Genomic DNA, 21,827 nt, shown 5'->3' on the forward strand with positions numbered 1-21,827 from the left:
CGTGGCTAAACTGGCACTGATCGAACGTGAAAAGAAGCGCGCCCGCCTGGTCGCGAAGTTCGCAGCAAAGCGCGAAGCGCTGAAGGCGATCGTCGAAGACCAAAGCAAGTCGGAAGAAGAGCGCTACGAAGCACGCCTGGAGCTGCAGCAACTGCCCCGCAACGCAAACCCGACCCGCCAGCGTAACCGCTGCGCGATCACGGGCCGTCCGCGTGGCACGTTCCGTAAATTCGGCCTCGCGCGTAACAAGATTCGTGAAATCGCATTCCGTGGCGAGATTCCTGGCCTGACCAAGGCGAGCTGGTAATAGGAGAAACGTAAATGAGCATGAGTGATCCTATCGCCGATATGCTGACTCGCATCCGCAACGCGCAGATGGTCGAGAAGGTATCGGTCGCGATGCCCTCGTCGAAGGTCAAGGTTGCAATCGCGCAAGTCCTGAAGGACGAAGGTTATATCGACGATTTCGCGGTGAAGGCTGAAGGCGCGAAGGCAGAACTGAACATCGCGCTGAAGTACTACGCTGGCCGTCCGGTCATCGAACGCCTCGAGCGCGTGTCGAAGCCTGGCCTGCGCGTCTACCGCGGTCGTAACGACATTCCGCAGGTCATGAATGGCCTCGGCGTGGCAATCGTGTCGACGCCGAAGGGCGTGATGACCGACCGCAAGGCGCGCGCTACCGGCGTCGGCGGCGAAGTCATCTGCTACGTCGCTTAAAGCCGAGGAGAGAGAAACATGTCTCGAGTAGGTAAGAGCCCGATCGCGCTGCAAGGCGCGGAAGTCAAGCTGGCCGACGGTGCAATCACCGTCAAGGGCCCGCTGGGCACCATCACGCAAGCGATCAATCCGCTCGTGAACGTGGCGAACAACGACGGCACGCTGAATCTGTCGCCGGTCGACGAAAGCCGCGAAGCAAACGCACTGTCGGGCACGATGCGCGCGATCATCGCGAATGCCGTGCACGGCGTGACCAAGGGTTTCGAGCGCAAGCTGACGCTGGTTGGCGTCGGTTACCGTGCGCAAGCGCAAGGCGACAAGCTGAACCTGTCGCTGGGTTTCTCGCACCCGGTGGTGCACCAGATGCCGGAAGGCGTCAAGGCTGAAACCCCGACGCAAACCGAAATCGTGATCAAGGGGATCAACAAGCAACAAGTCGGTCAAGTAGCTGCGGAAGTTCGCGGTTACCGTCCGCCGGAGCCCTACAAGGGCAAGGGCGTGCGCTATTCCGACGAGGTTGTGATCCTCAAAGAAACGAAGAAGAAGTAAGGGTGCGCAATCATGGATAAGACTCAATCTCGCCTGCGCCGCGCTCGCCAGACGCGTATCAAGATCGCTGAGCTGCAGGTCGCGCGTCTCGCCGTGCATCGCACGAACACGCACATCTACGCTCAAGTGTTCTCGCCGTGCGGCACCAAGGTGCTCGCCAGCGCGTCGACGCTCGAGGCAGAAGTGCGCGCCGAGCTCGCCGACAAGTCGGGCAAGGGCGGCAACGTTAACGCCGCGACGCTGATCGGCAAGCGTATTGCCGAGAAGGCAAAGGCCGCCGGCATCGAATCCGTCGCCTTCGACCGCTCGGGCTTCCGCTACCACGGCCGCGTGAAAGCGCTGGCTGAGGCAGCTCGCGAAGCTGGGCTCAAGTTCTAAGGAAGGAATTCGTCATGGCAAAGATGCAAGCGAAAGTTCAGGCTGACGAGCGCGACGACGGCCTTCGCGAAAAGATGATTTCGGTCAATCGCGTGACCAAGGTCGTGAAGGGTGGCCGTATTCTCGGCTTCGCCGCACTGACCGTGGTTGGCGATGGTGATGGCCGCATCGGTATGGGCAAGGGCAAGGCGAAGGAAGTGCCGGTCGCTGTCCAGAAGGCAATGGAACAAGCTCGCCGCAACATGTTCAAGGTGCCGCTCAAGAACGGCACGCTGCAGCACGAAGTGCACGGCAAGCACGGCGCATCGGCCGTCCTCCTCGCTCCGGCGAAGGCAGGTACGGGCGTGATCGCCGGCGGCCCGATGCGCGCAGTGTTCGACGTGATGGGCGTTCAGAACGTTGTGGCGAAGAGCCACGGTTCGACGAACCCGTACAACCTCGTTCGCGCCACGCTGGACGGCCTGCGCAAGCAGTCCACCCCGGCAGACATCGCGGCGAAGCGCGGCAAGTCCGTCGAAGAAATTTTGGGCTAAGCCCGGGTGGTCACCATGTCTGAAAAAACTGTCAAGGTTCAGCTCGTTAAGAGCCTGATCGGGACCCGCGAATCGCACCGCGCGACCGTGCGTGGCCTGGGCCTGCGCCGACTCAACTCGGTCAGCGAGCTGCAGGACACGCCGGCGGTCCGCGGCATGATCAACAAGGTCTCGTACCTCGTTAAGGTCATCGCGTAAGCGGCCCTACGGATCAAGGAGTTGATATGGAATTGAATAACCTGAAGCCGGCAGCTGGCGCCAAGCACGCCAAGCGTCGCGTCGGCCGTGGCATCGGTTCGGGCCTCGGCAAGACGGCTGGCCGTGGTCACAAGGGTCAGAAATCGCGTTCGGGCGGCTTTCACAAAGTCGGTTTCGAAGGCGGTCAGATGCCGCTGCAACGTCGTCTGCCGAAGCGCGGCTTCACGTCGCTGACGAAGGAATTCGTCGGTGAAGTGCGCCTGGGCGACCTCGAGAAGCTGCCGGTCGACGAGATCGATCTGCTCGCACTGAAGCAAGCCGGCCTGGTCGGCGAGCTGACGAAGAGCGCAAAGATCATCGCGACGGGTGAACTGAAGCGCAAGATCGTCGTGAAGGGTCTCGGTGCCACCAAGGGTGCGCGCGCTGCGATCGAAGCGGCTGGCGGTTCGTTCGCCGAGTGACACGCGTAGCGCGTCGTCACTTGCATTCATCGGAGAAGGTACTTGGCTAACAGCCCGAGTCTTGCAAAACCCGGTCGAAGCACGGCGAAATTCGGCGATCTGCGTCGGCGAGCGATGTTCCTGCTCCTGGCGCTGATCGTCTATCGCATCGGCGCGCACATTCCCGTGCCGGGCATCGATCCGGATCAACTGGCCAAGCTGTTCCAGAGCCAGGCGGGTGGCATCCTGGGCATGTTCAACATGTTCTCGGGTGGCGCACTTTCCCGCTTCACGATCTTTGCGCTGGGGATCATGCCGTACATTTCGGCGTCGATCATCATGCAGTTGCTGGCGATCGTTTCGCCGCAACTCGAGGCGCTGAAGAAGGAAGGGCAGGCAGGGCAACGGAAGATCACGCAGTACACGCGGTATTTCACCGTGGTGCTCGCGACCTTCCAGGCGTTCGGTATCGCGGCTGCGCTGGAAAACCAGCCGGGCCTCGTCACCGATCCCGGCATGCTGTTCCGTCTGACGACGGTCGTGACGCTGGTTACCGGCACGATGTTCCTGATGTGGCTCGGCGAGCAGATTACCGAGCGTGGTCTGGGCAACGGTATCTCGATCATCATCTTCGGCGGGATCGCAGCAGGGTTCCCGAATGCCGTCGGTGGGCTGTTCGAGCTGGTGCGTACGGGTTCGATGAGCATCATTTCGGCGATCATCATCGTCGTTCTGATTGCCGCGGTGACTTACCTGGTCGTGTTCATCGAACGCGGTCAGCGCAAGATCCTCGTGAACTACGCGAAGCGCCAGGTCGGCAACAAGATCTACGGCGGACAGTCGTCGCACCTGCCGCTGAAGCTGAACATGTCGGGCGTGATTCCGCCGATCTTCGCATCGTCGATCATCCTGTTCCCGGCGACGATTCTCGGCTGGTTCAGTACCGGTCAGCCGACGGGAAGCTGGATTTCCAATACGTTGCATAACGTTGCGGAAGCGCTGAAGCCGGGCCAGCCGGTCTATGTGCTGCTGTACACGCTGGCAATCGTGTTTTTCTGCTTCTTCTACACCGCACTGGTGTTCAACAGCAGGGAAACCGCGGACAACCTGAAGAAGAGCGGCGCGTTTGTTCCGGGCATCCGTCCGGGCGATCAGACTGCACGATATATCGACCGCATCCTCACGCGTCTGACGCTGGCCGGTGCGATCTACATCGTCTTCGTGTGTCTGCTGCCGGAATTCCTGGTGCTGCGCTGGAACGTGCCGTTTTATTTTGGTGGAACGTCGCTGCTGATCATTGTCGTCGTCACGATGGACTTTATGGCGCAGGTGCAGTCGTACGTTATGTCGCAACAGTATGAGTCGCTGCTCAAGAAGGCCAACTTCAAGGGCGGCAACATCCCAACGCGTTAATAAGGACTATGGCCAAAGACGATGTAATCCAGATGCAGGGTGAGGTGATCGAAAACCTCCCGAATGCGACCTTCCGTGTGAAGCTGGAAAACGGCCATGTCGTGTTGGGGCATATTTCCGGAAAGATGCGGATGCACTACATCCGCATTCTGCCCGGCGACAAGGTGACGGTTGAGTTGACGCCTTACGATCTGTCTCGTGCGCGGATCGTGTTCCGGGCGAAGTGATTTGAAAAAAGGGTATTATCATGAAAGTGATGGCATCGGTTAAGCGCATTTGCCGCAATTGCAAGATCATCAAGCGCAAAGGCGTCGTTCGCGTGATCTGCAGCTCGGATCCGCGCCACAAGCAGCGCCAAGGCTGACCGCGCGTTTGTTTGCGCTTTTTGTTTGAGGAAAAACAATGGCTCGTATCGCAGGGGTTAACATCCCGAATCACCAGCACACCGAGATCGGCCTGACGGCTATCTTCGGTGTCGGCCGCACCCGTTCGCGCAGCATCTGCGTGGCAGCTGGCGTCGATTTTTCGAAGAAGGTCAAGGACCTGACCGACGCAGACTTGGAAAAGCTGCGTGAAGAAGTGGGCAAGTTTGTCGTCGAAGGCGATCTGCGCCGTGAAGTGACGATGAACATCAAGCGCCTGATGGACCTCGGTTGCTACCGTGGCGTCCGTCATCGCAAGGGCCTGCCGATGCGCGGTCAGCGTACGCGTACGAACGCACGTACCCGCAAGGGTCCGCGTCGTGCAGCGCAAGCGCTGAAGAAGTAAGCGGAACTGACAGTTACAGGAAAACGTAATGGCTAAGGCTTCGAACACCGCGGCGCAACGCGTTCGCAAAAAGGTTAAGAAGAACGTCGCTGAAGGTGTGGTTCACGTCCACGCGTCGTTCAACAACACGATCATCACGATCACCGATCGCCAAGGCAACGCGCTGGCGTGGGCGACGTCGGGCGGCCAGGGCTTCAAGGGCTCGCGCAAGTCGACGCCGTTCGCTGCACAGGTCGCAGCCGAGTCGGCCGGCCGCGTCGCGATGGAATATGGCGTGAAGAATCTGGAAGTGCGGATCAAGGGCCCGGGCCCGGGTCGCGAGTCGGCAGTGCGTGCACTGCACGGCCTCGGCATCAAGATCACCGCGATTTCGGACGTCACCCCGATTCCGCACAACGGCTGCCGCCCGCCGAAGCGTCGTCGTATCTAAGAATGCGCTGGCACGTTCGTGCTAGCGCATTGCCTGTCGCCGCTCAGCGTCGACGGGCGTTGCTTTTTTGATTGACTAAGCCCACCGTTCGCCCCAAAGGGAGCGGACTAGCGCGGATTTCGATCCGCGTGACTGATTGATAAAGGAATGCAAAGTGGCACGTTATATCGGCCCCAAAGCCAAGCTGTCCCGCCGTGAAGGCACCGACCTGTTCCTGAAGAGCGCGCGCCGCTCGCTCGCCGACAAGTGCAAGCTCGACAGCAAGCCGGGTCAGCACGGCCGTACCTCGGGCGCACGTACGTCCGACTACGGTACGCAGCTGCGCGAAAAGCAGAAGGTCAAGCGTATCTACGGCGTGCTGGAGCGTCAGTTCCGCCGCTACTTCGCTGAAGCCGACCGCCGCAAGGGCAACACGGGTGAAAACCTGCTGCAACTGCTCGAGTCGCGCCTCGACAACGTCGTGTATCGCATGGGCTTCGGCTCGACCCGCGCCGAAGCGCGTCAGCTCGTGAGCCACAAGTCGATCACGGTGAACGGCGTCGTCGCGAACGTCCCGTCGCAGCAAGTGAAGGCGGGTGACGTCGTCGCGATCCGCGAAAAGGCGAAGAAGCAGGCGCGTATCGTCGAAGCACTGTCGCTGGCCGAGCAAGGCGGCATGCCGAGCTGGGTTGCAGTCGATGCGAAGAAGTTCGAAGGCACGTTCAAGCAAATGCCGGAACGCGCTGACATCGCAGGCGACATCAACGAAAGCCTGATCGTCGAATTGTATTCGCGTTAATCCGATTGACGGCCGAGGTACCCTGATTGCGTTGCGCAAGGAAGGGCCTCGGCTGTTTATTTTCTGGTTGTTACCGGTCAGCCTTATCGGTGTAACGAGCCGAGGGTATTGAAAAGGAAAGCCCATGCAAACCAGTTTGCTGAAACCCAAGATCATCGCCGTGGAATCGCTTGGCGAGAACCACGCGAGGGTGGTCATGGAGCCGTTCGAACGCGGGTACGGCCATACCTTGGGCAATGCGCTTCGCCGCGTGCTGCTGTCGTCGATGGTTGGCTACGCGCCGACCGAAGTCACGATCGCGGGCGTGGTGCACGAGTACTCGACGCTTGATGGCGTGCAAGAAGACGTCGTCAACCTGCTGCTGAACCTGAAGGGTGTGGTGTTCAAGCTGCATAACCGTGACGAAGTGACGGTTACGCTGCGCAAGGAAGGCGAAGGCGTGGTCACGGCCGGCGATATCGAGCTGGCTCACGATTGCGAAGTCATCAACCCGAATCACGTGATCGCGCACCTGTCGAAGGGCGGCAAGCTCGACGTTCAGATCAAGATCGAGAAGGGCCGCGGCTATGTGCCCGGCAACGTCCGTCGCTACGGTGAAGACACGGCCAAGATCATCGGCCGCATCGTCCTCGACGCATCGTTCTCGCCGGTTCGCCGCGTGAGCTACGCTGTCGAAAGCGCACGTGTCGAGCAGCGTACCGACCTCGACAAGCTCGTGATGAACATCGAGACGAGCGGCGTGATCACGCCGGAAGAAGCGATCCGTCAATCGGCCCGCATCCTGGTCGACCAGCTGTCCGTGTTCGCGGCGCTGGAAGGCACGGAAACGGCTGCCGAGGCACCGTCGCGCGCACCGCAGATCGACCCGATCCTGCTGCGTCCGGTGGACGATCTCGAGTTGACGGTTCGTTCGGCGAACTGCCTGAAGGCCGAGAACATCTACTACATCGGCGATCTGATCCAGCGCACGGAAAACGAGCTGCTGAAGACGCCGAACCTCGGTCGCAAGTCGCTCAACGAGATCAAGGAAGTGCTCGCTTCGCGCGGTCTCACGCTGGGCATGAAGCTCGAGAACTGGCCGCCGGCTGGTCTCGACAAGTAAGCCCGGTTGTTGCTGCAGTTGGCAAAGATGCGGATTTTCCTTTAAAATCCGCATCTTGCTTTTTTTCGTTACCGGCCCGTGCACCCTTCGAGGTGCGATAGAAGAGCTGGATCAAAACTTTGAATCAAGGAAACTGAAATGCGCCATCGTCATGGTCTGCGGAAACTGAACCGCACGAGCAGCCACCGTCTGGCTATGCTCCGTAACATGTCCAACTCGCTGATCGAGCACGAAGTCATCAAGACGACGCTGCCGAAGGCGAAGGAACTCCGTAAAGTCGTCGAGCCGCTGATCACGCTCGGCAAGAAGCCGTCGCTGGCAAACCGTCGCCTGGCGTTCAACCGCCTGCGCGATCGTGACTCGGTGGCGAAGCTGTTCGACGTGCTCGGTCCGCGTTTCGCGAACCGTCCGGGCGGCTACCTGCGCGTGCTGAAGTTCGGCTTCCGCGTCGGCGACAACGCACCGATGGCACTGGTCGAGCTGCTCGACCGTCCGGAAGTCGACGAAACGGAAAACGTGCAAGAAGCTGAATAAGCTTCCGGTACGCAGCAGTATCTGAAAGGGGCCGAGCGATTGCTTGGCCCTTTTTGTTTTTGAGGCGCCGGCTGCGATCGATTGTCGCAGGCCGGTCCCGGCAGCGTTGCGCGGGCTGCGCTACGATACGGGGCAGCCAGCGTGGTCCCAGGGTGGGTTGCCGCGCCGGCAGGAGCCGGTAGACCAGCCAGGAGGACGCGGATGATAGTGGTGCTGATGCTGACGACGGTGCCCGACGCGGCGACGGCCGCGGCGCTCGCCGACGGTGCGCTCGACGCGCGGCTTGCCGCGTGCGTGTCGGAGCTCGGCACGATCAAGTCGCGCTATCACTGGCAGGGCAAGGTCGAAACGGCCGACGAGATCCAGTTGCTGTTCAAGACGAGCCCCGTGCGGGCGCTCGAACTGGAGCGATTTATTCTTGCGCATCATCCGTACGAGACGCCCGAAATCGTCTCGTGGCAGGCGACGGCATCGGCCGCGTACGGCCAGTGGGTGACCAGCGAAACTCAACGTCTATTTCATGTTTAACGGTATGGCGCTTCCCGTGCGCGTGCGCGCGCTGCGGTTTCTTGCAGTTCTGTTGTCGTGCGTGCTCGTGCTGGGCGGGCTGTCGGTTGCGCGCGCGGCCGACGATTTCCTCGATCCGTCGGTTGCGTTCAAGTTCAGCGCGAGCGAATCGCCGGGACAGGTGGACGTCCGCTTCAGGGTCGCCAACGGCTATTACCTGTATCGCGAGCGGTTCTCATTCGCAGTGAAGAGCGGGCAGGCGACGCTCGGCGAGCCCCAATTGCCGGCCGGCCACGTGAAGTTCGACCAGACGTTCCAGAAGGACGTCGAGACCTATCGTGACGAAGTCGTGGTGCACGTGCCGGTCAAGCAGGCGTCGGGGCCGTTCGAGCTCGCGGTGACGTCGCAGGGGTGCGCGGACGAAGGGATCTGCTATCCGCCGGCGGAGCACGTCGTGAAGATCGACGGCGCCGCGCTGGGTGCAGCCGCATCGTCGTCCGGTGAAACGGCTGCCGCGGGTAGCTGGTTCGACAAGGTCACGAGCGCCGATTTCGCGCAGTCGCTGCTCGAAGGGCACGGCTTCTTCACGATCGTCGCGCTGTACTTCGTCGCTGGCGTCGTTCTGAGCCTCCTGCCCTGTTCGTACCCGATGATTCCGATCGTGTCCGCGATCATCATCGGCCAGGGCACGCGCGCGACGCATGCGCGCGGCTTCGCGCTGTCGCTGACCTACGTGGTCGGCATGGCGCTGGTCTATACGGTGCTCGGCATCGCCGCGGCGCTGGTCGGCCAGAGTCTCGGCGCGTGGCTGCAGAACCCGTGGGTGCTCGGCGCGTTCGGCGTGCTGCTCACCGCGTTCGCCGTATCGCTGATTTCGGGTAAGGACATCGCGCTGCCCGAGCGCTGGCAGAACGGCGCGGCCGAGGCATCGAGCGCGCGCCGGGGCGGCCACTTCATCGCGGTCGCCGCGATGGGCGCATTGTCGGCGCTGGTCGTCGGCGCATGCATGACGGCGCCGCTGTTTGCCGTGCTCGCGTTCATCGCGCATACCGGCAATGCGTTGCTCGGCGGCGCCGCGTTGTTCGCGATGGGGCTGGGGCTCGGCGTGCCGCTGCTCGTGGTCGGCATCGGTGCGGGTACGGTGCTGCCGCGCGCGGGCGCATGGATGGATGGCGTGAAGGTGTTCTTCGGCATCGTGTTGCTCGCGGCCGCGCTGTGGATCGTGTGGCCCGTGCTCGCGGGCGGTCTGAAGATGGTGCTCGCCGCGTTGTGGCTACTCATCGCGGCCGCGGCACTCGGGTTGTTCACGCCGAATGCCGGCGCCGCGTCGATCTGGCGCCGCCTGGGCCGCGGCGTGGGCGCCGCGCTCGCGATCTGGGCAGCGACGCTGCTCGTCGGCCTAGCTGCAGGGTCGACCGATCCCGTCAAGCCGCTGGCTGTGCTTGCGGCTCGCACGGTTGCGTCGGGCGGTGCGGCGGCGGGCACGGCAGCCGCGCAGGACGGGCCCGCGTTCGCATCGGTGCGCTCCAGCAGCGAGCTCGACGTGCTGCTGAAGACGTCGGGCCGGCCCGTGATGCTCGACTTCTACGCCGACTGGTGCGTGAGCTGCAAGGAGATGGAGCATCTGACGTTTACCGACGCGCGCGTGCAGGCGCGGCTCGCGAAGCTTCACCTCGTGCGCGCGGATGTCACCGCGAACAACCCGGACGATCAGGCGCTGCTCAAGCGCTTCAACCTGTTCGGGCCGCCGGGCATCATCTTTTTCGATCGCAGCGGCAACGAAATCGGGCGCGTGGTCGGCTATCAGGCGGCCGAGGCGTTCCTGCGCAGCCTCGATCGGGCCGCTGTCCCGACGGTATGACGCTGCCCGCTGGGGGCGGCGGTGAACCGGGGCGCTCGCTCGGCATCAGCATGACGATGCGACGTCGGCAGGCAGGTGGCTTCGATCGGCGGCAAAAAAAAACGGCGGAACACCGAGGTGTCCCGCCGTTTTTCCTTACGCCTGCCGGCGCGCGATCAGCGTTGCGCTTTCAGCAGACGCGCGGCGTCGAGCGCGAAGTACGTGAGCACGCCGTCGGCGCCTGCACGCTTGAACGCGAGCAGCGATTCGAGCACGACCTTGTCGTGGTCGAGCCAGCCGTTCATCGCGGCAGCCTTCAGCATCGCGTATTCGCCGCTCACCTGGTACACGTAGGTCGGGAAGCGGAACTCGTCCTTCACGCGACGCACGATGTCGAGGTACGGCATGCCGGGCTTGACCATCACCATGTCGGCGCCTTCGTCGATGTCGAGGCGCACTTCGCGCAGCGCTTCGTCACTGTTCGCCGGATCCATCTGGTAGGTCATCTTGTTGCCCTTGCCCAGGTTGGATGCCGAGCCGACCGCGTCGCGGAACGGGCCGTAGAACGCCGACGCGAACTTGGCCGAGTAGGCCATGATGCGCGTATGGATATGGCCGTCGCTTTCCAGCATCTCGCGGACCGCGCCGATGCGGCCGTCCATCATGTCCGACGGCGCGACGATGTCGACGCCTGCTTCGGCCTGCGCACGCGCCTGATCGACCAGGATCTCGATCGTGTCGTCGTTGATCACGTAGCCGTTCTCGTCGAGCACGCCGTCCTGGCCGTGGCTCGTGTACGGATCGAGTGCGACGTCGGTCAGCACGCCGAGCTCGGGGAAGCGCTTCTTCAGCTCGCGCACCGCACGCGGGATCAGGCCTTCCGGATTGGCTGCCTCGCGGCCGTCAGGCGTTTTCAGCGACGGCTCGATGGCCGGGAACAGCGACAGCACGGGCACGCCGAGTTCGACGCATTGCTCGGCGACATGCATCAACAGATCGACGGACACGCGCTCGACGCCGGGCATCGACGGCACCGGCTGCCGTTCGTTGGTGCCTTCGACGACGAACACCGGATAGATCAGGTCGTCGGTGGTCAGGCGGTTTTCGCGCATCAGGCGCCGGGAGAAGTCGTCGCGGCGCATCCGGCGCGGACGATGAAGCGGATGGAAGCTCATGTCGATTGGGCAGAAATCAGGGCAGTAAGGACCTTACGGAACCCTTAGGTCATTTTCGGGAGCGTTGGTATATGATAGCGATCGAGCGGCACGCGTCGCGTGCAACTCCCCGCTTCTCCTCCCTGAGCGGGTGCCTGTCGTTTTTCGATTAGGCTGTTTGACCCGCCGTTAAACGGCGGGTTTTTTTATGAGCCGGCCGAATCCGCAGGCGCCGTCAGGTGCGCGCCGCCGATTCCGGCCGCGCGTTGCCCGATCATTGTGCTACAGGCTCGCTTTTTTCGTCGGCGACGGACGGCCGCACCCAGCTCTCGATCAGCTCATGCGCCTCGTCGAGCCCCGTGCGCTTCAGCGCGGAGAACAGCTGGACCGTCAGCTTGCCCTGGACGCCCTGGTCGCGATACGCATCCAGCCCCTTTTGCGTGGCCCGCAGCGCGTTGATGCTTTCCTGCCGCGTCAATTTGTCGCACTTCGTCAGCAGCGTGTGGATCGGCTTGCCGGTCGGCGTGAACCACTCGATCATGCGGCGATCGAGGTCGGTGAGCGGACGGCGCGAATCCATCATCAGGATCAGGCCGCAGAGCTGCGAGCGGGTTGCGAGGTAGGACGACAGCAGCATTTCCCAGTGCGCCTTCGCGGCGCCCGGCACTTCCGCGTAGCCGTAGCCGGGCAGGTCGACGAGGTTCGCGACGGGCTCGGCGGCCGGGCCGACGGAGAAGTAGTTGATATGCTGCGTGCGGCCGGGCGTCTTCGACGCGAAGGCCAGCCGCTTCTGGTTGCACAGCACGTTGATCGCCGTCGACTTGCCGGCGTTCGAGCGGCCCGCGAACGCGATTTCCGGCTGTACCGTCGGCGGCAGGTCGCGCAGATGGTTGACGGTCGTGTAGAAGCGGGCTTGATGGAGCAGAAAGGCCATGGGAACCGGAAGGACGGGCGGCGCGAGCCGCTTGGTGGAGGCGGGGTAGCCCCGATAGGCGCGGGAGCTTTCAACACGATATTGTACAATACGGCGGTTTTGCCGAAGGCCACCGGGCGCCTGCCTCGCGCTTTTATGTGGCTTCTGCGGTAGACTGGTCGCCGTCGTTTTTTGCAGAACCTCAAATTCCCACAAGACGAAACAGGGTGTGCGAATGAATCGACTGTGCAAGTCTCTGATGGTGCTTCAGGTTGCAGCAGGGTTCGTAGGTTTCGTAGCGGAGGCAAACGCGGCGGATGCGGCAAAGCCGGATCTCGACCGCGGCAAGGCGATTGCCGGGCAGGTCTGCGCGTCGTGTCACGGCGCCGACGGCAATAGCGCGTCGGGCAGTTTCCCGAAGCTTGCCGGCCAGCATCCCGAGTATCTGGTCAAGCAGTTGAACGACTTCAAGGCGCAGCCGGGCGCGAAGGGGCCGGTGCGTAACAACGCGGTGATGGTCGGATTCGCGAGCGCGCTGAGCGCGGACGACATGCGCAACGTCGCCGCATACTACGGGTCGCAGACGACGAAGCTCGGTACCGCACGCGATGCGGCGACCGTGCCGATCGGCCAGAAGATCTATCGCGGCGGCATCGCGGAGAAGGGCGTGCCCGCCTGCGCGAGCTGCCACGGGCCGACCGGGCAGGGGCTTCCGGTCCAGTACCCGCGTCTGTCGGGGCAGTGGGCCGATTACACGGTCGCGCAGTTGACCGCGTTCCAGCAGGGAGTTGGCGCGCGCAACAACAACGACGCGATGCATCAGATCGCGACGCGCCTGTCGGACAACGAGATCAAGGCCGTCGCGGATTACATCGCGGGCCTGCGTTGAGCGGTCGGTCGCGAATGGAATGACCGGGCGCCCGAAGGGCGTCCGGAGTCAGAACAAGAAAAGGGTGGGGCGCCGCACCGTTGCGGTCGCCTTGCCCTTTTTTGTTGTCAGTCGGAGTTTGAATGAGCGTTACCACGTCGGGGTTGCAGTCGAAGTCGGGTCAGGGTGCGTCGAAGCGCGCGGTCGAGCTGCTGAGTTCGATGCGTTTCGCGATCGCGCTGCTGGTGGTGCTGTCGATCGCGAGCATCGTCGGCACGGTCCTGACCCAGGACGATCCGTATCCGAATTACGTGAACCAGTTCGGGCCGTTCTGGGCGGACATCTTCCGCTCGCTCGGCCTGTACAACGTGTACAGCGCGTGGTGGTTCATGCTGATCCTGATCTTCCTCGTCGTGTCGATCTCGCTGTGCGTGATCCGCAACGCGCCGAAGATGCTCGCCGATGCGAAGAGCTGGAAGGACAAGGTCCGCGAAGGCAGCCTGCGCGCGTTCCACCACAAGGCCGAGTACACGGCTTCTGGCACGCGCGCGACCGTTGCGGCGGCGCTTGCCACCTTCGTCACCAAGGCCGGCTACAAGCACGTCGTGCGTGAAACCGACGGCGCGACGCTGATCTCCGCGAAGCGCGGTGCGATGACCAAGTGGGGCTACATCTCAGCGCACGTCGCGATCGTCGTGATCTGTATCGGTGGCCTGCTCGACAGCAACCTGCCGATCAAATTCCAGATGTGGATGTTCGGCAAGAGCCCGGTCAACACGAGCGCGACGATCAGCGAGATTTCTCCCGACCATCGCCTGTCCGCGTCGAACCCGACGTTCCGCGGTTATGCGTGGGTGCCCGAGGGGCAGTTCGTGTCGACGGCGATCCTGAACCAGCCGAGCGGCTCGCTGATCCAGGACCTGCCGTTCTCGATCCAGCTCAACAAGTTCATCGTCGACTACTACACGACGGGCATGCCGAAGCTGTTCGCGAGCGACATCGTCGTGATCGATCGCGAGACCGGCCAGAAGATCCCGGCGCGCGTCGAGGTCAACAAGCCGTTCACGTACAAGGGCGTGTCGATCTACCAGTCGAGCTTCCAGGACGGCGGCTCGCAGATGCAGATGACGGCCTACCCGATGACGGGCGGCAACGCGAAGACCTTCCCCGTGCAGGGCACGATCGGCAGTTCGGCACCGCTGCAGATGCCGGGCGCCGACGGCGATACGATCGAGTTCTCCGATTTCCGCGCGATCAACGTCGAGAACATGGTCGACGCGAACGGCAAGCCGGACGTGCGCGGCGTCGCGAAGACGGCGTCGCTGAAGGAGGCGTTCGACGAACGGCTCGGCTCCGGCGCGAAGACGTCGAAGCCGATGCAGCTCCACAACATAGGCCCGTCCGTGCAGTACAAGATCCGCGGCAAGGACGGCCAGGCGCGCGAATTCAACAACTACATGCTGCCCGTCGACATGAACGGCGTGCGCGTGTTTCTCGCCGGCGTGCGCGCGAGCCCGAACGACCCGTTCCGCTACATGCGGATTCCGGCCGACAGCCAGGATTCGATCGGCGAATGGATGCACCTGCGCGCCGCGCTCGAGGATCCGGCCGTGCGTGCCGAAGCCGCCGCGCGCTTCGCGCAGCGTTCGCTGCCGGGCACCGACGCATCGCTGCGCGGCCGCCTGCAGGACAGCGCATCGAAGGTGCTGACCCTGTTTGCCGCCAGCGACGACAGCGGCGGCCGCGGCGCCGATGGCCAGCCGATCGGCGGTTTCCAGGCCGTGGCGACGTTCATCGACCGCTCGGTGCCGAAGGCCGAGCAGGAGAAGGCCGCGAGCCTGCTGCTGCGGATGCTCGAGGGCTCGATGTGGGAGGTCTGGCAGATCGCGCGCGAGCGCGCCGGCCAGCCGGCTGCCCAGCAGGGCACCGACACGATCCGATTCGTGCAGAACGCGATCAATGCGCTATCTGACAGCTTTCTGTATGGATCGCCCGTCTATCTGCAGCTAGACTCATTCAAGCAGGTGCAAGCTTCGGTATTTCAGCTGACGCGCGCACCCGGCAAGAATCTGGTGTATCTTGGCAGCCTGCTGCTGGTCGCCGGCATCTTCTCGATGTTCTACGTGCGCGAACGGCGCCTCTGGTTCTGGCTCAAGGATGCCGGCCCGGGTGTCGAGGTGGTGATGGCGATGTCCACGGCCCGCAAGACCTTCGATTTCGAGAAAGAATTCGTGCAGACGCGCGACGCGGCCGGCGCCGCCTTGCGCGCCGCACCTCGCGATGCCGCGCCCGCCGGCGCGGCATCGACGGCCCGCCCGCCTGCCGGCGGCGGTTCCGATTCCGAGAATTCCACCCGGTAACATCATGGATCTCACGCAAGTCTCCTCTTCCCGTCGGGCGTCGGCCCAGGCCCCGGTTTCGGCGCCGCTGTTCGACGATCGTCCGTTCCTCGCGCGCCTGTCGCTGATCGACTGGCTGTTCGCACTGGCGCTCGTGGCGGGCGCGGGTTATGCGCTCGTGCACTACAACGCGCACATGGATTACTACGACAAGGCGGTGATGATCGGCACCGTGCCGGCGCTCGTCGCGCTCGGCTGGCGCTGGAAGCCGGCCCGGCTGATGATGGCGTCGATCGCCGTGCTGTCGCTGCTGTCGATCCAGATCTACCAGGGCGATCTCGCGCGCGCCGATTCGGCGTTCTTCCTCAAGTACTTCCTGTCGAGCCAGTCGGCGATCCTGTGGATGAGCGCGTTGTTCGTGCTCGCGACGATCTTCTACTGGATCGGCTTGCTCGCGCGCTCGGAAACGGGCGCCGCGATCGGCCAGAAGCTCACGTGGGTCGCCGTGCTGATGGGCTTCACGGGGCTGATGGTGCGCTGGTATGAGTCCTACCTGATCGGCGCCGACGTCGGGCATATCCCGGTATCGAACCTCTACGAGGTGTTCGTCCTGTTCAGCCTGATCACCGCGCTGCTCTATCTGTATTACGAAGGCCACTACGGCACGCGTTCGCTCGGCGCGTTCGTGCTGCTGGTCATCAGCGCGGCGGTCGGCTTCCTGATGTGGTACTCGGTCGCGCGCGATGCGCAGCAGATCCAGCCGCTCGTGCCTGCGCTGCAGAGCTGGTGGATGAAGATCCACGTGCCGGCGAACTTCATCGGCTACGGCAGCTTCGCGCTGTCGGCGATGGTGTCGGTCGCGTACCTGATGAAGGAGCGCGGCGTGCTCGCCGATCGCCTGCCGACGCTCGAGGTGCTCGACGACGTGATGTACAAGTCGATCGCGGTCGGTTTCGCGTTCTTCACGATCGCGACGATCCTCGGCGCGCTGTGGGCGGCCGAGGCATGGGGCGGCTACTGGAGCTGGGACCCGAAGGAAACCTGGGCGCTGATCGTGTGGCTCAACTACGCGGCGTGGCTGCACATGCGGCTGATGAAGGGCTTGCGCGGCGCGGTTGCCGCCTGGTGGGCACTCACGGGCCTGCTCGTCACGACGTTCGCGTTCCTCGGCGTCAACATGTTCCTGTCCGGGCTGCATAGCTACGGCAAGCTGTAAGATTTCGGCCGCTCGTCCGACTATAAGACCGCCGGTGCACTGCGTGCCCGGCGGTTTTCTTTTGTAACGGGCGGGCGATCCGGGCGTCGAACGGCGCATGACGGGCCGGGTCGAACGCTCATGAAGCGTGCGCGCGGCGCATGCAGGAGGAGCAGCACGATGTGGATCAAACGCCCTTTGCGGAACGTACTGACCGGCGCCGATATCGCGCACAGCGAGATCACGCCGCGCGCGGTGTTCGAGAACCGGCGGCGCGTCTTGCAGGCGGCCGGCCTCGCGGCGGCGGGCGGCTTGCTCGGCGGCAGCGGTGCGGCATTTGCCGCGTATGCGTCGCCCGACGCGCGGGCGGCGAAGCTCGCGGCGAAAACGAACCCGAAGTTCGTCGCGGCCGACAAGGTGACGCCGTTCAAGGACATCACGTCCTACAACAACTTCTACGAATTCGGCACCGACAAGAGCGACCCGGCGCAGAACGCCGGCACGCTGCGGCCGCGCCCGTGGCGCGTGAGCGTCGAGGGCGAGGTGCTGCACCCGAAAGTGTTCGATCTCGACGAACTGCTGAAGCTCGCACCGCTCGAGGAGCGCGTGTACCGGCTGCGCTGCGTCGAAGGCTGGTCGATGGTGATCCCGTGGATCGGCGTGCCGCTGTCCGAGCTGATCAAGCGTGTGCAGCCGACCGGCAATGCGAAATACGTGCAGTTCATCACGCTGGCCGATCCGTCGCAGATGCCGGGCCTCTCGACACCCGTGCTCGACTGGCCGTATTCGGAAGGGCTGCGGATGGACGAGGCGATGAATCCGCTGACGCTGCTGACGATGGGTGTCTACGGGCAGGTGCTGCCGAACCAGAACGGCGCGCCGGTGCGAATCGTCGTGCCGTGGAAGTACGGCTTCAAGAGCGCGAAGTCGCTCGTGAAGATCCGCTTCGTCGACCAGCAGCCGAAGACGAGCTGGAACACGTACGCAGCGAACGAATACGGCTTTTATTCGAACGTGAACCCGAACGTCGATCATCCGCGCTGGAGCCAGGCGACCGAGCGGCGCATCGGCGAGGACGGCTTCTTCACGCCGAAGCGCAAGACGCTGATGTTCAACGGCTACGGCGATCTGGTTGCGTCGATGTATCAGGGCATGGACCTGAAAAAGAACTTCTGAGCGCGACGGTGAGAAACGACATGCCTCCTTCGACGCTGACACCCGCGCGCGCAGCCGGCAGCGGATCGACCGCACGCGCGGCCCGGGCCGGTGCGATCCGTACCGGCGCGCCGCGCTGGCTCGTGCCGGCCAAGGTGCTGGTTTTCGCGGCCGGCCTCTATCCGCTTGCGCGTCTCGTGCTGTTCGGGCTGACTGACCGGCTCGGCGCGAACCCGATCGAATTCATCACGCGCTCGACCGGCCTGTGGACGCTCGTGATGCTGTGCATCACGCTTGCCGTCACGCCGCTGCGGCGCATGACGGGCTTCGCGACGCTGCTGCGCTTTCGCCGGATGATCGGGCTGTTTGCGTTCTTTTACGCGACGCTGCATTTCACGACCTACCTGTGGTTCGACAAGTGGTTCGACGTCGTCGCGATCCTGAAGGACGTCGGCAAGCGCCCGTTCATCACGGTCGGCTTTGCCGCGTTCGTGCTGCTGATCCCGCTCGCAGCGACGTCGCCGCGCGCGATGGTGCGCCGGCTCGGCCGCCACTGGGCGACGCTGCACTGCGCGATCTACGCGATCGCGCTGTTCGGCGTGCTGCACTTCTGGTGGATGAGAGCCGGCAAGCACGATCTCGCGCAGCCGAAGCTTTACGCGGCGATCATCGCCGCGCTGCTCGGCTGGCGGCTGGCCGCATGGGGATGGCGGCGCGTGCGCGCGTGACGGCACGGCCTGCAAAAACAAAAGGCGATGACCGGGAAGTCATCGCCTTGTTTCGCGAGCTGCGCGGGCGCCGTCGCGTCGTTACTGCGTGACGGCCGAGCCCGACGCCGGTGCGGGCATTTTCGATGCGTCGCTCGACAGTTCGGGCGTCAGCGTGAGCGGCGTGCCGGACGAATCGGGCACACTGTCGGATGACGCGTTTTCATCGGTCGGCTTCACGTCCGACGGCGGCGTGTCCTGCTGCTGGATCGGCTTGGGCAGCGGAGGCACGGTAGGCAGATAGAGCGGGCCGCTTTGACCGCAGCCGGCAAGAATCGCCAAAGCCGCTACAATCGCGCTCATCCGGAAAACGACTCGCATGATCGTCCCTGAACAATTGAACCGATAGAGTTTAGCATGTCCGATACCGAATACCTGACCCGTGCCGAGGCCGTGCTGACGGCCGTCGAGCGTACCGTCGACACCGCGAACGACGGCGACCACGACATCGATCTGGAGCGCAACGGCAGCGTCCTGACGCTGACGTTCGAGAATGGCTCGAAGATCATCGTCAACCTGCAGCCGCCGATGAAGGAAGTGTGGATCGCCGCGAAGGCGGGCGGATTCCACTACCGTTTCGTTGATGGCGAATGGCACGATACGCGCACGGGCACCGAGTTCTACGCGGCGCTCACCGAATACGCGACGCAGCAGGCCGGCCTGCCGATCACGTTCAGCGCGTGACGGCCGGGGCGCCGGGCCCCGGATGTCGTACCAAAAGAAAAAGCGCCCCGCAGTTCATTCGCGGGGCGCTTTTTTCATGTCCGGGGCCGCGGGTCAGTGGCCGCGGAACAGGTTCATGATGTCCTGCTTTTCCTGCTCGTCGACGTGCGGCGCCGGCGCCGCTTCGTCGACGTTCTGCGCGGCCGGCGCCTGCGGCACACCGACCGTCGACACGAAACCGTGCCCCGGCGTGAAGTCGGTGAAGTACAGCTCGCTGCCGAGCGACTCGACGCCGTCCGGCACCGGCGGCTTGAACTCCGGCACGCCCTTCAGCGCCGCGCCCATGTAGTCGATCCAGACGGGCAGCGACAGGCCGCCGCCGGTTTCGCGATCGCCGAGGCTGCGCGGGTTGTCGTAGCCGATCCACGCGATCGCGGCGAGCGTGTGCTGGTAGCCGGCGAACCACGCGTCGTGCGAATCGTTCGTCGTGCCGGTCTTGCCCGCGAGGTCGGTGCGCTTCAGGATGTTGGTCCGCGCGCCCGTGCCGCGCTGCGCGACGCTCTGCAGCAGGCTGTTCATCACGTATGCGTTGCGCGCGTCGATCGCGCGCGGCGCGTTCTGCTCGGCGACGAGCGGTTGCGCGCGTGCGACGATCGCGCCGTTCGGATCGGTGACTTCGGCGATCAGGTACGGATTGACGCGGTAGCCGCCGTTCGCGAAGACCGAGTACGCGCCGGCCATCTGCAGCGGCGTGACCTGGCCCGCGCCGAGCGCCATCGGCAGGTAGGCCGGATGGCGCTCGGCGTCGAAGCCGAAGCGCGTGATGTACTGCTGCGCGTACTTCGTGCCGATGTGGTTCAGGATCCGGATCGACACGAGGTTGCGCGAGCGCTGCAGCGCGGTGCGCATCGACATCGGGCCTTCGAAGCCGCCGCCGTAGTTCTTCGGCTCCCACGGCTGGCCGCCCGTTTCGGCGGCGCTGAAATATAGCGGGCCGTCGTTGATCACGGTTGCCGGCCCGAGGCCCTTGTCGAGCGACGCCGAGTAGATGAACGGCTTGAACGACGAACCCGGCTGCCGCCACGCCTGCGTGACGTGGTTGAACTTGTTCTTGTTGTAGTCGAAGCCGCCGACGAGCGAGCGGATCGCGCCGTCCTGCGGGATGATCGACAGGAACGCGCCTTCGACCTGCGGCAACTGCGTGATCGACCATTTGCCGGTGTCGCTCTTCACGACGCGGACGATCGCGCCCGGGCGGATGCGGCGGTTCGGCTGCGCGTTGGTCGACAGCGCGCCCGACGCGAAGCGCAGGTTGTCGCCTTCGATCGTCGCAGTGCTGCCGTCGATGAACGCGACCGTGATCTGGCGCGGGCTCGCGGCCGTGACGACCGCGGCTATCAGTTCGCCGTTGTCGGGGTGCTCGAGCAGCGCGTCGTCGATCGCCTGTTCGCGGTCGTCCGCACCGGCCGGCAGCTCGATGAAGCCTTCCGGCCCGCGATAGCCGTGCCGGCGCTCGTAATCCATGATGCCCTTGCGCAGCGCGGTGTACGCGACCTGCTGGTCAGCGGAGTCGATCGTCGTGACGACGTTGAAGCCGCGCGTGTAGGTTTCCTCGCGGTACTGCGCGTACATCATCTGTCTGACCATTTCCGCGACGTACTCGGCGTGCACGCTGAAATCGCGGCCCGGGCCCTTGACGACGAGCGGCTGCGCGACGGCCTCGTCGTACTGCTCGCGCGTGATGAAGTTCAGCTCGAGCATCCGCTGCAGGATGTATTCCTGGCGCACCTTCGCGCGCTTCGGGTTCACGACCGGGTTATACGCGGACGGCGCCTTCGGCAGCCCCGCGAGCATCGCCGCCTCCGCGAGCGTGATGTCCTTCAGGTCCTTGCCGAAATAGACCCGCGCGGCGCTCGCGAAGCCGTACGCGCGCTGGCCGAGATAGATCTGATTCATGTAGACCTCGAGAATCTGATCCTTCGTCAGCGCGCGCTCGATCCGGTACGCGAGCAGCATCTCGTAGATCTTGCGCGTGTAGGTCTTCTCGCTCGACAGGAAGAAGTTGCGCGCGACCTGCATCGTGATCGTGCTCGCGCCCTGCGATGCATGACCGTTCGTCAGCGCGACGAAGCCGGCGCGGATGATGCCGGTGAGGTCGACGCCGCCGTGATCGTAGAAGCGTGCATCCTCGATCGCGAGGATCGCCTTCTTCAGCGAGTCGGGCACGTCCTTGAAATGGACGACGTCGCGGCGCTCTTCGCCGAATTCGCCGATCAGCACGTGATCGGACGTATAGATGCGCAGCGGCACCTTCGGGCGGTAGTCGGTCAGCGCGTCGAGCGACGGCATGTTCGGCCACGCGACGACGAGCGCGTAGCCGAGCACGAGGCCGCCGGCCACGACGAGGGCCACGCACATCGCGGCGAAGCCGAGCAGGACTTTTTGCCACCAGGGACGCTTCTTCGGCTCCGGGGCGGGAGGCGGGGACGTAGGAGTCGTGGATTGCATAGGCATACCGGAAAACAGTCTCGCGATTATAGCTGCCCGGTAAGACCGGTCCTGACACGGGGGCTGCCCGCCGGAAAG

The 21,827-nt window shown here is 63.9% G+C and carries 27 protein-coding genes; 23 read left to right on the forward strand and 4 right to left on the reverse strand.

Going from position 1 to position 21,827, the window contains the following annotated elements:
• Position 1 precedes the first annotated feature (1 nt).
• The 17 genes from rpsN to dsbD all read left to right on the forward strand — a co-directional run bounded on the left by rpsN (position 2) and on the right by dsbD (position 10,208).
• A complete protein-coding gene (rpsN, locus tag FPJ27_RS20690) occupies positions 2–307 on the forward strand; it encodes a 30S ribosomal protein S14 (protein WP_006482884.1) in 306 nt (101 codons plus the stop codon).
• Between the two features lie 14 nt (positions 308–321).
• Positions 322–717 (forward strand): 30S ribosomal protein S8, encoded by a 396-nt coding sequence (gene rpsH, locus FPJ27_RS20695; protein WP_034183605.1) that lies wholly within the window; start codon positions 322–324, stop codon positions 715–717.
• An 18-nt stretch (positions 718–735) separates the two neighbouring features.
• A complete protein-coding gene (gene rplF, locus FPJ27_RS20700) occupies positions 736–1,266 on the forward strand; it encodes a 50S ribosomal protein L6 (RefSeq protein ID WP_006758786.1) in 531 nt (176 codons plus the stop codon).
• A 12-nt stretch (positions 1,267–1,278) separates the two neighbouring features.
• Positions 1,279–1,644: a 50S ribosomal protein L18 gene (gene rplR / locus FPJ27_RS20705; RefSeq protein WP_006477183.1), complete on the forward strand. Its 366-nt coding sequence runs from the start codon at positions 1,279–1,281 to the stop codon at positions 1,642–1,644.
• Positions 1,645–1,658: 14 nt separating this feature from the next.
• Positions 1,659–2,177, forward strand: coding sequence for a 30S ribosomal protein S5 (rpsE, locus tag FPJ27_RS20710; protein WP_006482895.1), 519 nt, complete (start codon positions 1,659–1,661; stop codon positions 2,175–2,177).
• 15 nt (positions 2,178–2,192) lie between these two features.
• Positions 2,193–2,375 carry a 50S ribosomal protein L30 gene (gene rpmD, locus FPJ27_RS20715; RefSeq protein ID WP_006400644.1) on the forward strand — a complete coding sequence of 61 codons (183 nt, stop codon included), beginning with the start codon at positions 2,193–2,195 and terminating at the stop codon, positions 2,373–2,375.
• A gap of 26 nt (positions 2,376–2,401) precedes the next feature.
• On the forward strand, positions 2,402–2,836 hold the full coding sequence (gene rplO, locus FPJ27_RS20720) for a 50S ribosomal protein L15 (protein ID WP_006482880.1): 435 nt from the start codon (positions 2,402–2,404) through the stop codon (positions 2,834–2,836).
• Between the two features lie 42 nt (positions 2,837–2,878).
• Positions 2,879–4,228, forward strand: coding sequence for a preprotein translocase subunit SecY (secY, locus tag FPJ27_RS20725; RefSeq protein WP_072443819.1), 1,350 nt, complete (start codon positions 2,879–2,881; stop codon positions 4,226–4,228).
• A gap of 8 nt (positions 4,229–4,236) precedes the next feature.
• Positions 4,237–4,455 carry a translation initiation factor IF-1 gene (infA, locus tag FPJ27_RS20730; RefSeq protein ID WP_004521905.1) on the forward strand — a complete coding sequence of 73 codons (219 nt, stop codon included), beginning with the start codon at positions 4,237–4,239 and terminating at the stop codon, positions 4,453–4,455.
• Between the two features lie 20 nt (positions 4,456–4,475).
• On the forward strand, positions 4,476–4,592 hold the full coding sequence (gene rpmJ / locus FPJ27_RS20735) for a 50S ribosomal protein L36 (RefSeq protein ID WP_004199844.1): 117 nt from the start codon (positions 4,476–4,478) through the stop codon (positions 4,590–4,592).
• 38 nt (positions 4,593–4,630) lie between these two features.
• The gene (rpsM, locus tag FPJ27_RS20740) at positions 4,631–4,996 is read left to right on the forward strand and encodes a 30S ribosomal protein S13 (protein WP_006477178.1); all 366 of its coding nucleotides are present in this window, start codon (positions 4,631–4,633) and stop codon (positions 4,994–4,996) included.
• A 28-nt stretch (positions 4,997–5,024) separates the two neighbouring features.
• Complete coding sequence (gene rpsK, locus FPJ27_RS20745) at positions 5,025–5,426, forward strand: 30S ribosomal protein S11 (RefSeq protein ID WP_004197937.1); 402 nt, start codon at positions 5,025–5,027, stop codon at positions 5,424–5,426.
• Positions 5,427–5,580: 154 nt separating this feature from the next.
• Positions 5,581–6,204: a 30S ribosomal protein S4 gene (rpsD, locus tag FPJ27_RS20750; RefSeq protein WP_012362893.1), complete on the forward strand. Its 624-nt coding sequence runs from the start codon at positions 5,581–5,583 to the stop codon at positions 6,202–6,204.
• A 124-nt stretch (positions 6,205–6,328) separates the two neighbouring features.
• The gene (gene rpoA / locus FPJ27_RS20755; RefSeq protein WP_006477176.1) at positions 6,329–7,306 is read left to right on the forward strand and encodes a DNA-directed RNA polymerase subunit alpha; all 978 of its coding nucleotides are present in this window, start codon (positions 6,329–6,331) and stop codon (positions 7,304–7,306) included.
• Between the two features lie 138 nt (positions 7,307–7,444).
• Positions 7,445–7,840 carry a 50S ribosomal protein L17 gene (rplQ, locus tag FPJ27_RS20760; protein ID WP_006477175.1) on the forward strand — a complete coding sequence of 132 codons (396 nt, stop codon included), beginning with the start codon at positions 7,445–7,447 and terminating at the stop codon, positions 7,838–7,840.
• 201 nt (positions 7,841–8,041) lie between these two features.
• The gene (gene cutA, locus FPJ27_RS20765) at positions 8,042–8,368 is read left to right on the forward strand and encodes a divalent-cation tolerance protein CutA (RefSeq protein WP_072443822.1); all 327 of its coding nucleotides are present in this window, start codon (positions 8,042–8,044) and stop codon (positions 8,366–8,368) included.
• Positions 8,361–10,208, forward strand: coding sequence for a protein-disulfide reductase DsbD (gene dsbD / locus FPJ27_RS20770; RefSeq protein ID WP_204425458.1), 1,848 nt, complete (start codon positions 8,361–8,363; stop codon positions 10,206–10,208). Before cutA ends, dsbD begins: the two co-directional genes overlap by 8 nt.
• Before the next feature lie 155 nt (positions 10,209–10,363).
• On the opposite strand, the gene hemB is transcribed toward dsbD, so the two are convergent.
• Together hemB and yihA are read right to left on the reverse strand one after the other, a co-directional pair.
• Positions 10,364–11,362, reverse strand: a complete 999-nt coding sequence (gene hemB / locus FPJ27_RS20775; RefSeq protein ID WP_034209736.1) for a porphobilinogen synthase — start codon at positions 11,360–11,362, stop codon at positions 10,364–10,366.
• Positions 11,363–11,615: 253 nt separating this feature from the next.
• A complete protein-coding gene (yihA, locus tag FPJ27_RS20780; RefSeq protein ID WP_204425462.1) occupies positions 11,616–12,275 on the reverse strand; it encodes a ribosome biogenesis GTP-binding protein YihA/YsxC in 660 nt (219 codons plus the stop codon).
• A gap of 214 nt (positions 12,276–12,489) precedes the next feature.
• Here yihA and FPJ27_RS20785 point away from each other — a divergent pair, with 214 nt between their 5' ends.
• The 5 genes from FPJ27_RS20785 (at position 12,490) to msrQ (ending at position 18,539) form a co-directional block, all read left to right on the forward strand.
• A complete protein-coding gene (locus FPJ27_RS20785) occupies positions 12,490–13,143 on the forward strand; it encodes a c-type cytochrome (RefSeq protein ID WP_204426332.1) in 654 nt (217 codons plus the stop codon).
• 122 nt (positions 13,144–13,265) lie between these two features.
• A complete protein-coding gene (locus FPJ27_RS20790; RefSeq protein WP_204425464.1) occupies positions 13,266–15,482 on the forward strand; it encodes a cytochrome c biogenesis protein ResB in 2,217 nt (738 codons plus the stop codon).
• A gap of 4 nt (positions 15,483–15,486) precedes the next feature.
• Positions 15,487–16,677: a c-type cytochrome biogenesis protein CcsB gene (ccsB, locus tag FPJ27_RS20795; protein WP_072443831.1), complete on the forward strand. Its 1,191-nt coding sequence runs from the start codon at positions 15,487–15,489 to the stop codon at positions 16,675–16,677.
• Positions 16,678–16,836: 159 nt separating this feature from the next.
• On the forward strand, positions 16,837–17,832 hold the full coding sequence (gene msrP, locus FPJ27_RS20800) for a protein-methionine-sulfoxide reductase catalytic subunit MsrP (RefSeq protein ID WP_175963248.1): 996 nt from the start codon (positions 16,837–16,839) through the stop codon (positions 17,830–17,832).
• Positions 17,833–17,852: 20 nt separating this feature from the next.
• Positions 17,853–18,539: a protein-methionine-sulfoxide reductase heme-binding subunit MsrQ gene (msrQ, locus tag FPJ27_RS20805; RefSeq protein WP_204425466.1), complete on the forward strand. Its 687-nt coding sequence runs from the start codon at positions 17,853–17,855 to the stop codon at positions 18,537–18,539.
• Positions 18,540–18,620: 81 nt separating this feature from the next.
• On the opposite strand, the gene FPJ27_RS20810 is transcribed toward msrQ, so the two are convergent.
• A complete protein-coding gene (locus tag FPJ27_RS20810) occupies positions 18,621–18,899 on the reverse strand; it encodes a lipoprotein (protein WP_072443836.1) in 279 nt (92 codons plus the stop codon).
• A 36-nt stretch (positions 18,900–18,935) separates the two neighbouring features.
• On the opposite strand from FPJ27_RS20810, the gene cyaY reads away from it, so the two are divergent.
• A complete protein-coding gene (cyaY, locus tag FPJ27_RS20815; RefSeq protein WP_204425474.1) occupies positions 18,936–19,262 on the forward strand; it encodes an iron donor protein CyaY in 327 nt (108 codons plus the stop codon).
• 93 nt (positions 19,263–19,355) lie between these two features.
• On the opposite strand, the gene FPJ27_RS20820 is transcribed toward cyaY, so the two are convergent.
• Positions 19,356–21,749, reverse strand: a complete 2,394-nt coding sequence (locus FPJ27_RS20820; protein ID WP_083534274.1) for a penicillin-binding protein 1A — start codon at positions 21,747–21,749, stop codon at positions 19,356–19,358.
• Between the last annotated feature and the right edge of the window lie 78 nt (positions 21,750–21,827).

Origin of the sequence: Burkholderia sp. MS455 (assembly GCF_016899445.1) — a bacterium.
Taxonomy (GTDB): domain Bacteria; phylum Pseudomonadota; class Gammaproteobacteria; order Burkholderiales; family Burkholderiaceae; genus Burkholderia; species Burkholderia pyrrocinia_C.

Coding starts and splice junctions, on each gene's coding strand:
- msrP (WP_175963248.1), top strand. CDS start 16,837: ATGTGGATCAAACGCCCTTTGCGGAACGTACTGACCGGCGCCGATATC.
- FPJ27_RS20785 (WP_204426332.1), top strand. CDS start 12,490: ATGAATCGACTGTGCAAGTCTCTGATGGTGCTTCAGGTTGCAGCAGGG.
- cutA (WP_072443822.1), top strand. CDS start 8,042: ATGATAGTGGTGCTGATGCTGACGACGGTGCCCGACGCGGCGACGGCC.
- rplR (WP_006477183.1), top strand. CDS start 1,279: ATGGATAAGACTCAATCTCGCCTGCGCCGCGCTCGCCAGACGCGTATC.
- rpmJ (WP_004199844.1), top strand. CDS start 4,476: ATGAAAGTGATGGCATCGGTTAAGCGCATTTGCCGCAATTGCAAGATC.
- rpsM (WP_006477178.1), top strand. CDS start 4,631: ATGGCTCGTATCGCAGGGGTTAACATCCCGAATCACCAGCACACCGAG.
- rpsK (WP_004197937.1), top strand. CDS start 5,025: ATGGCTAAGGCTTCGAACACCGCGGCGCAACGCGTTCGCAAAAAGGTT.
- rpmD (WP_006400644.1), top strand. CDS start 2,193: ATGTCTGAAAAAACTGTCAAGGTTCAGCTCGTTAAGAGCCTGATCGGG.
- ccsB (WP_072443831.1), top strand. CDS start 15,487: ATGGATCTCACGCAAGTCTCCTCTTCCCGTCGGGCGTCGGCCCAGGCC.
- cyaY (WP_204425474.1), top strand. CDS start 18,936: ATGTCCGATACCGAATACCTGACCCGTGCCGAGGCCGTGCTGACGGCC.
- rplF (WP_006758786.1), top strand. CDS start 736: ATGTCTCGAGTAGGTAAGAGCCCGATCGCGCTGCAAGGCGCGGAAGTC.
- FPJ27_RS20810 (WP_072443836.1), bottom strand. CDS start 18,899: ATGCGAGTCGTTTTCCGGATGAGCGCGATTGTAGCGGCTTTGGCGATT.
- msrQ (WP_204425466.1), top strand. CDS start 17,853: ATGCCTCCTTCGACGCTGACACCCGCGCGCGCAGCCGGCAGCGGATCG.
- FPJ27_RS20820 (WP_083534274.1), bottom strand. CDS start 21,749: ATGCAATCCACGACTCCTACGTCCCCGCCTCCCGCCCCGGAGCCGAAG.
- rplQ (WP_006477175.1), top strand. CDS start 7,445: ATGCGCCATCGTCATGGTCTGCGGAAACTGAACCGCACGAGCAGCCAC.
- rpoA (WP_006477176.1), top strand. CDS start 6,329: ATGCAAACCAGTTTGCTGAAACCCAAGATCATCGCCGTGGAATCGCTT.
- infA (WP_004521905.1), top strand. CDS start 4,237: ATGGCCAAAGACGATGTAATCCAGATGCAGGGTGAGGTGATCGAAAAC.
- hemB (WP_034209736.1), bottom strand. CDS start 11,362: ATGAGCTTCCATCCGCTTCATCGTCCGCGCCGGATGCGCCGCGACGAC.
- dsbD (WP_204425458.1), top strand. CDS start 8,361: ATGTTTAACGGTATGGCGCTTCCCGTGCGCGTGCGCGCGCTGCGGTTT.
- yihA (WP_204425462.1), bottom strand. CDS start 12,275: ATGGCCTTTCTGCTCCATCAAGCCCGCTTCTACACGACCGTCAACCAT.
- rplO (WP_006482880.1), top strand. CDS start 2,402: ATGGAATTGAATAACCTGAAGCCGGCAGCTGGCGCCAAGCACGCCAAG.
- FPJ27_RS20790 (WP_204425464.1), top strand. CDS start 13,266: ATGAGCGTTACCACGTCGGGGTTGCAGTCGAAGTCGGGTCAGGGTGCG.
- rpsH (WP_034183605.1), top strand. CDS start 322: ATGAGCATGAGTGATCCTATCGCCGATATGCTGACTCGCATCCGCAAC.
- rpsE (WP_006482895.1), top strand. CDS start 1,659: ATGGCAAAGATGCAAGCGAAAGTTCAGGCTGACGAGCGCGACGACGGC.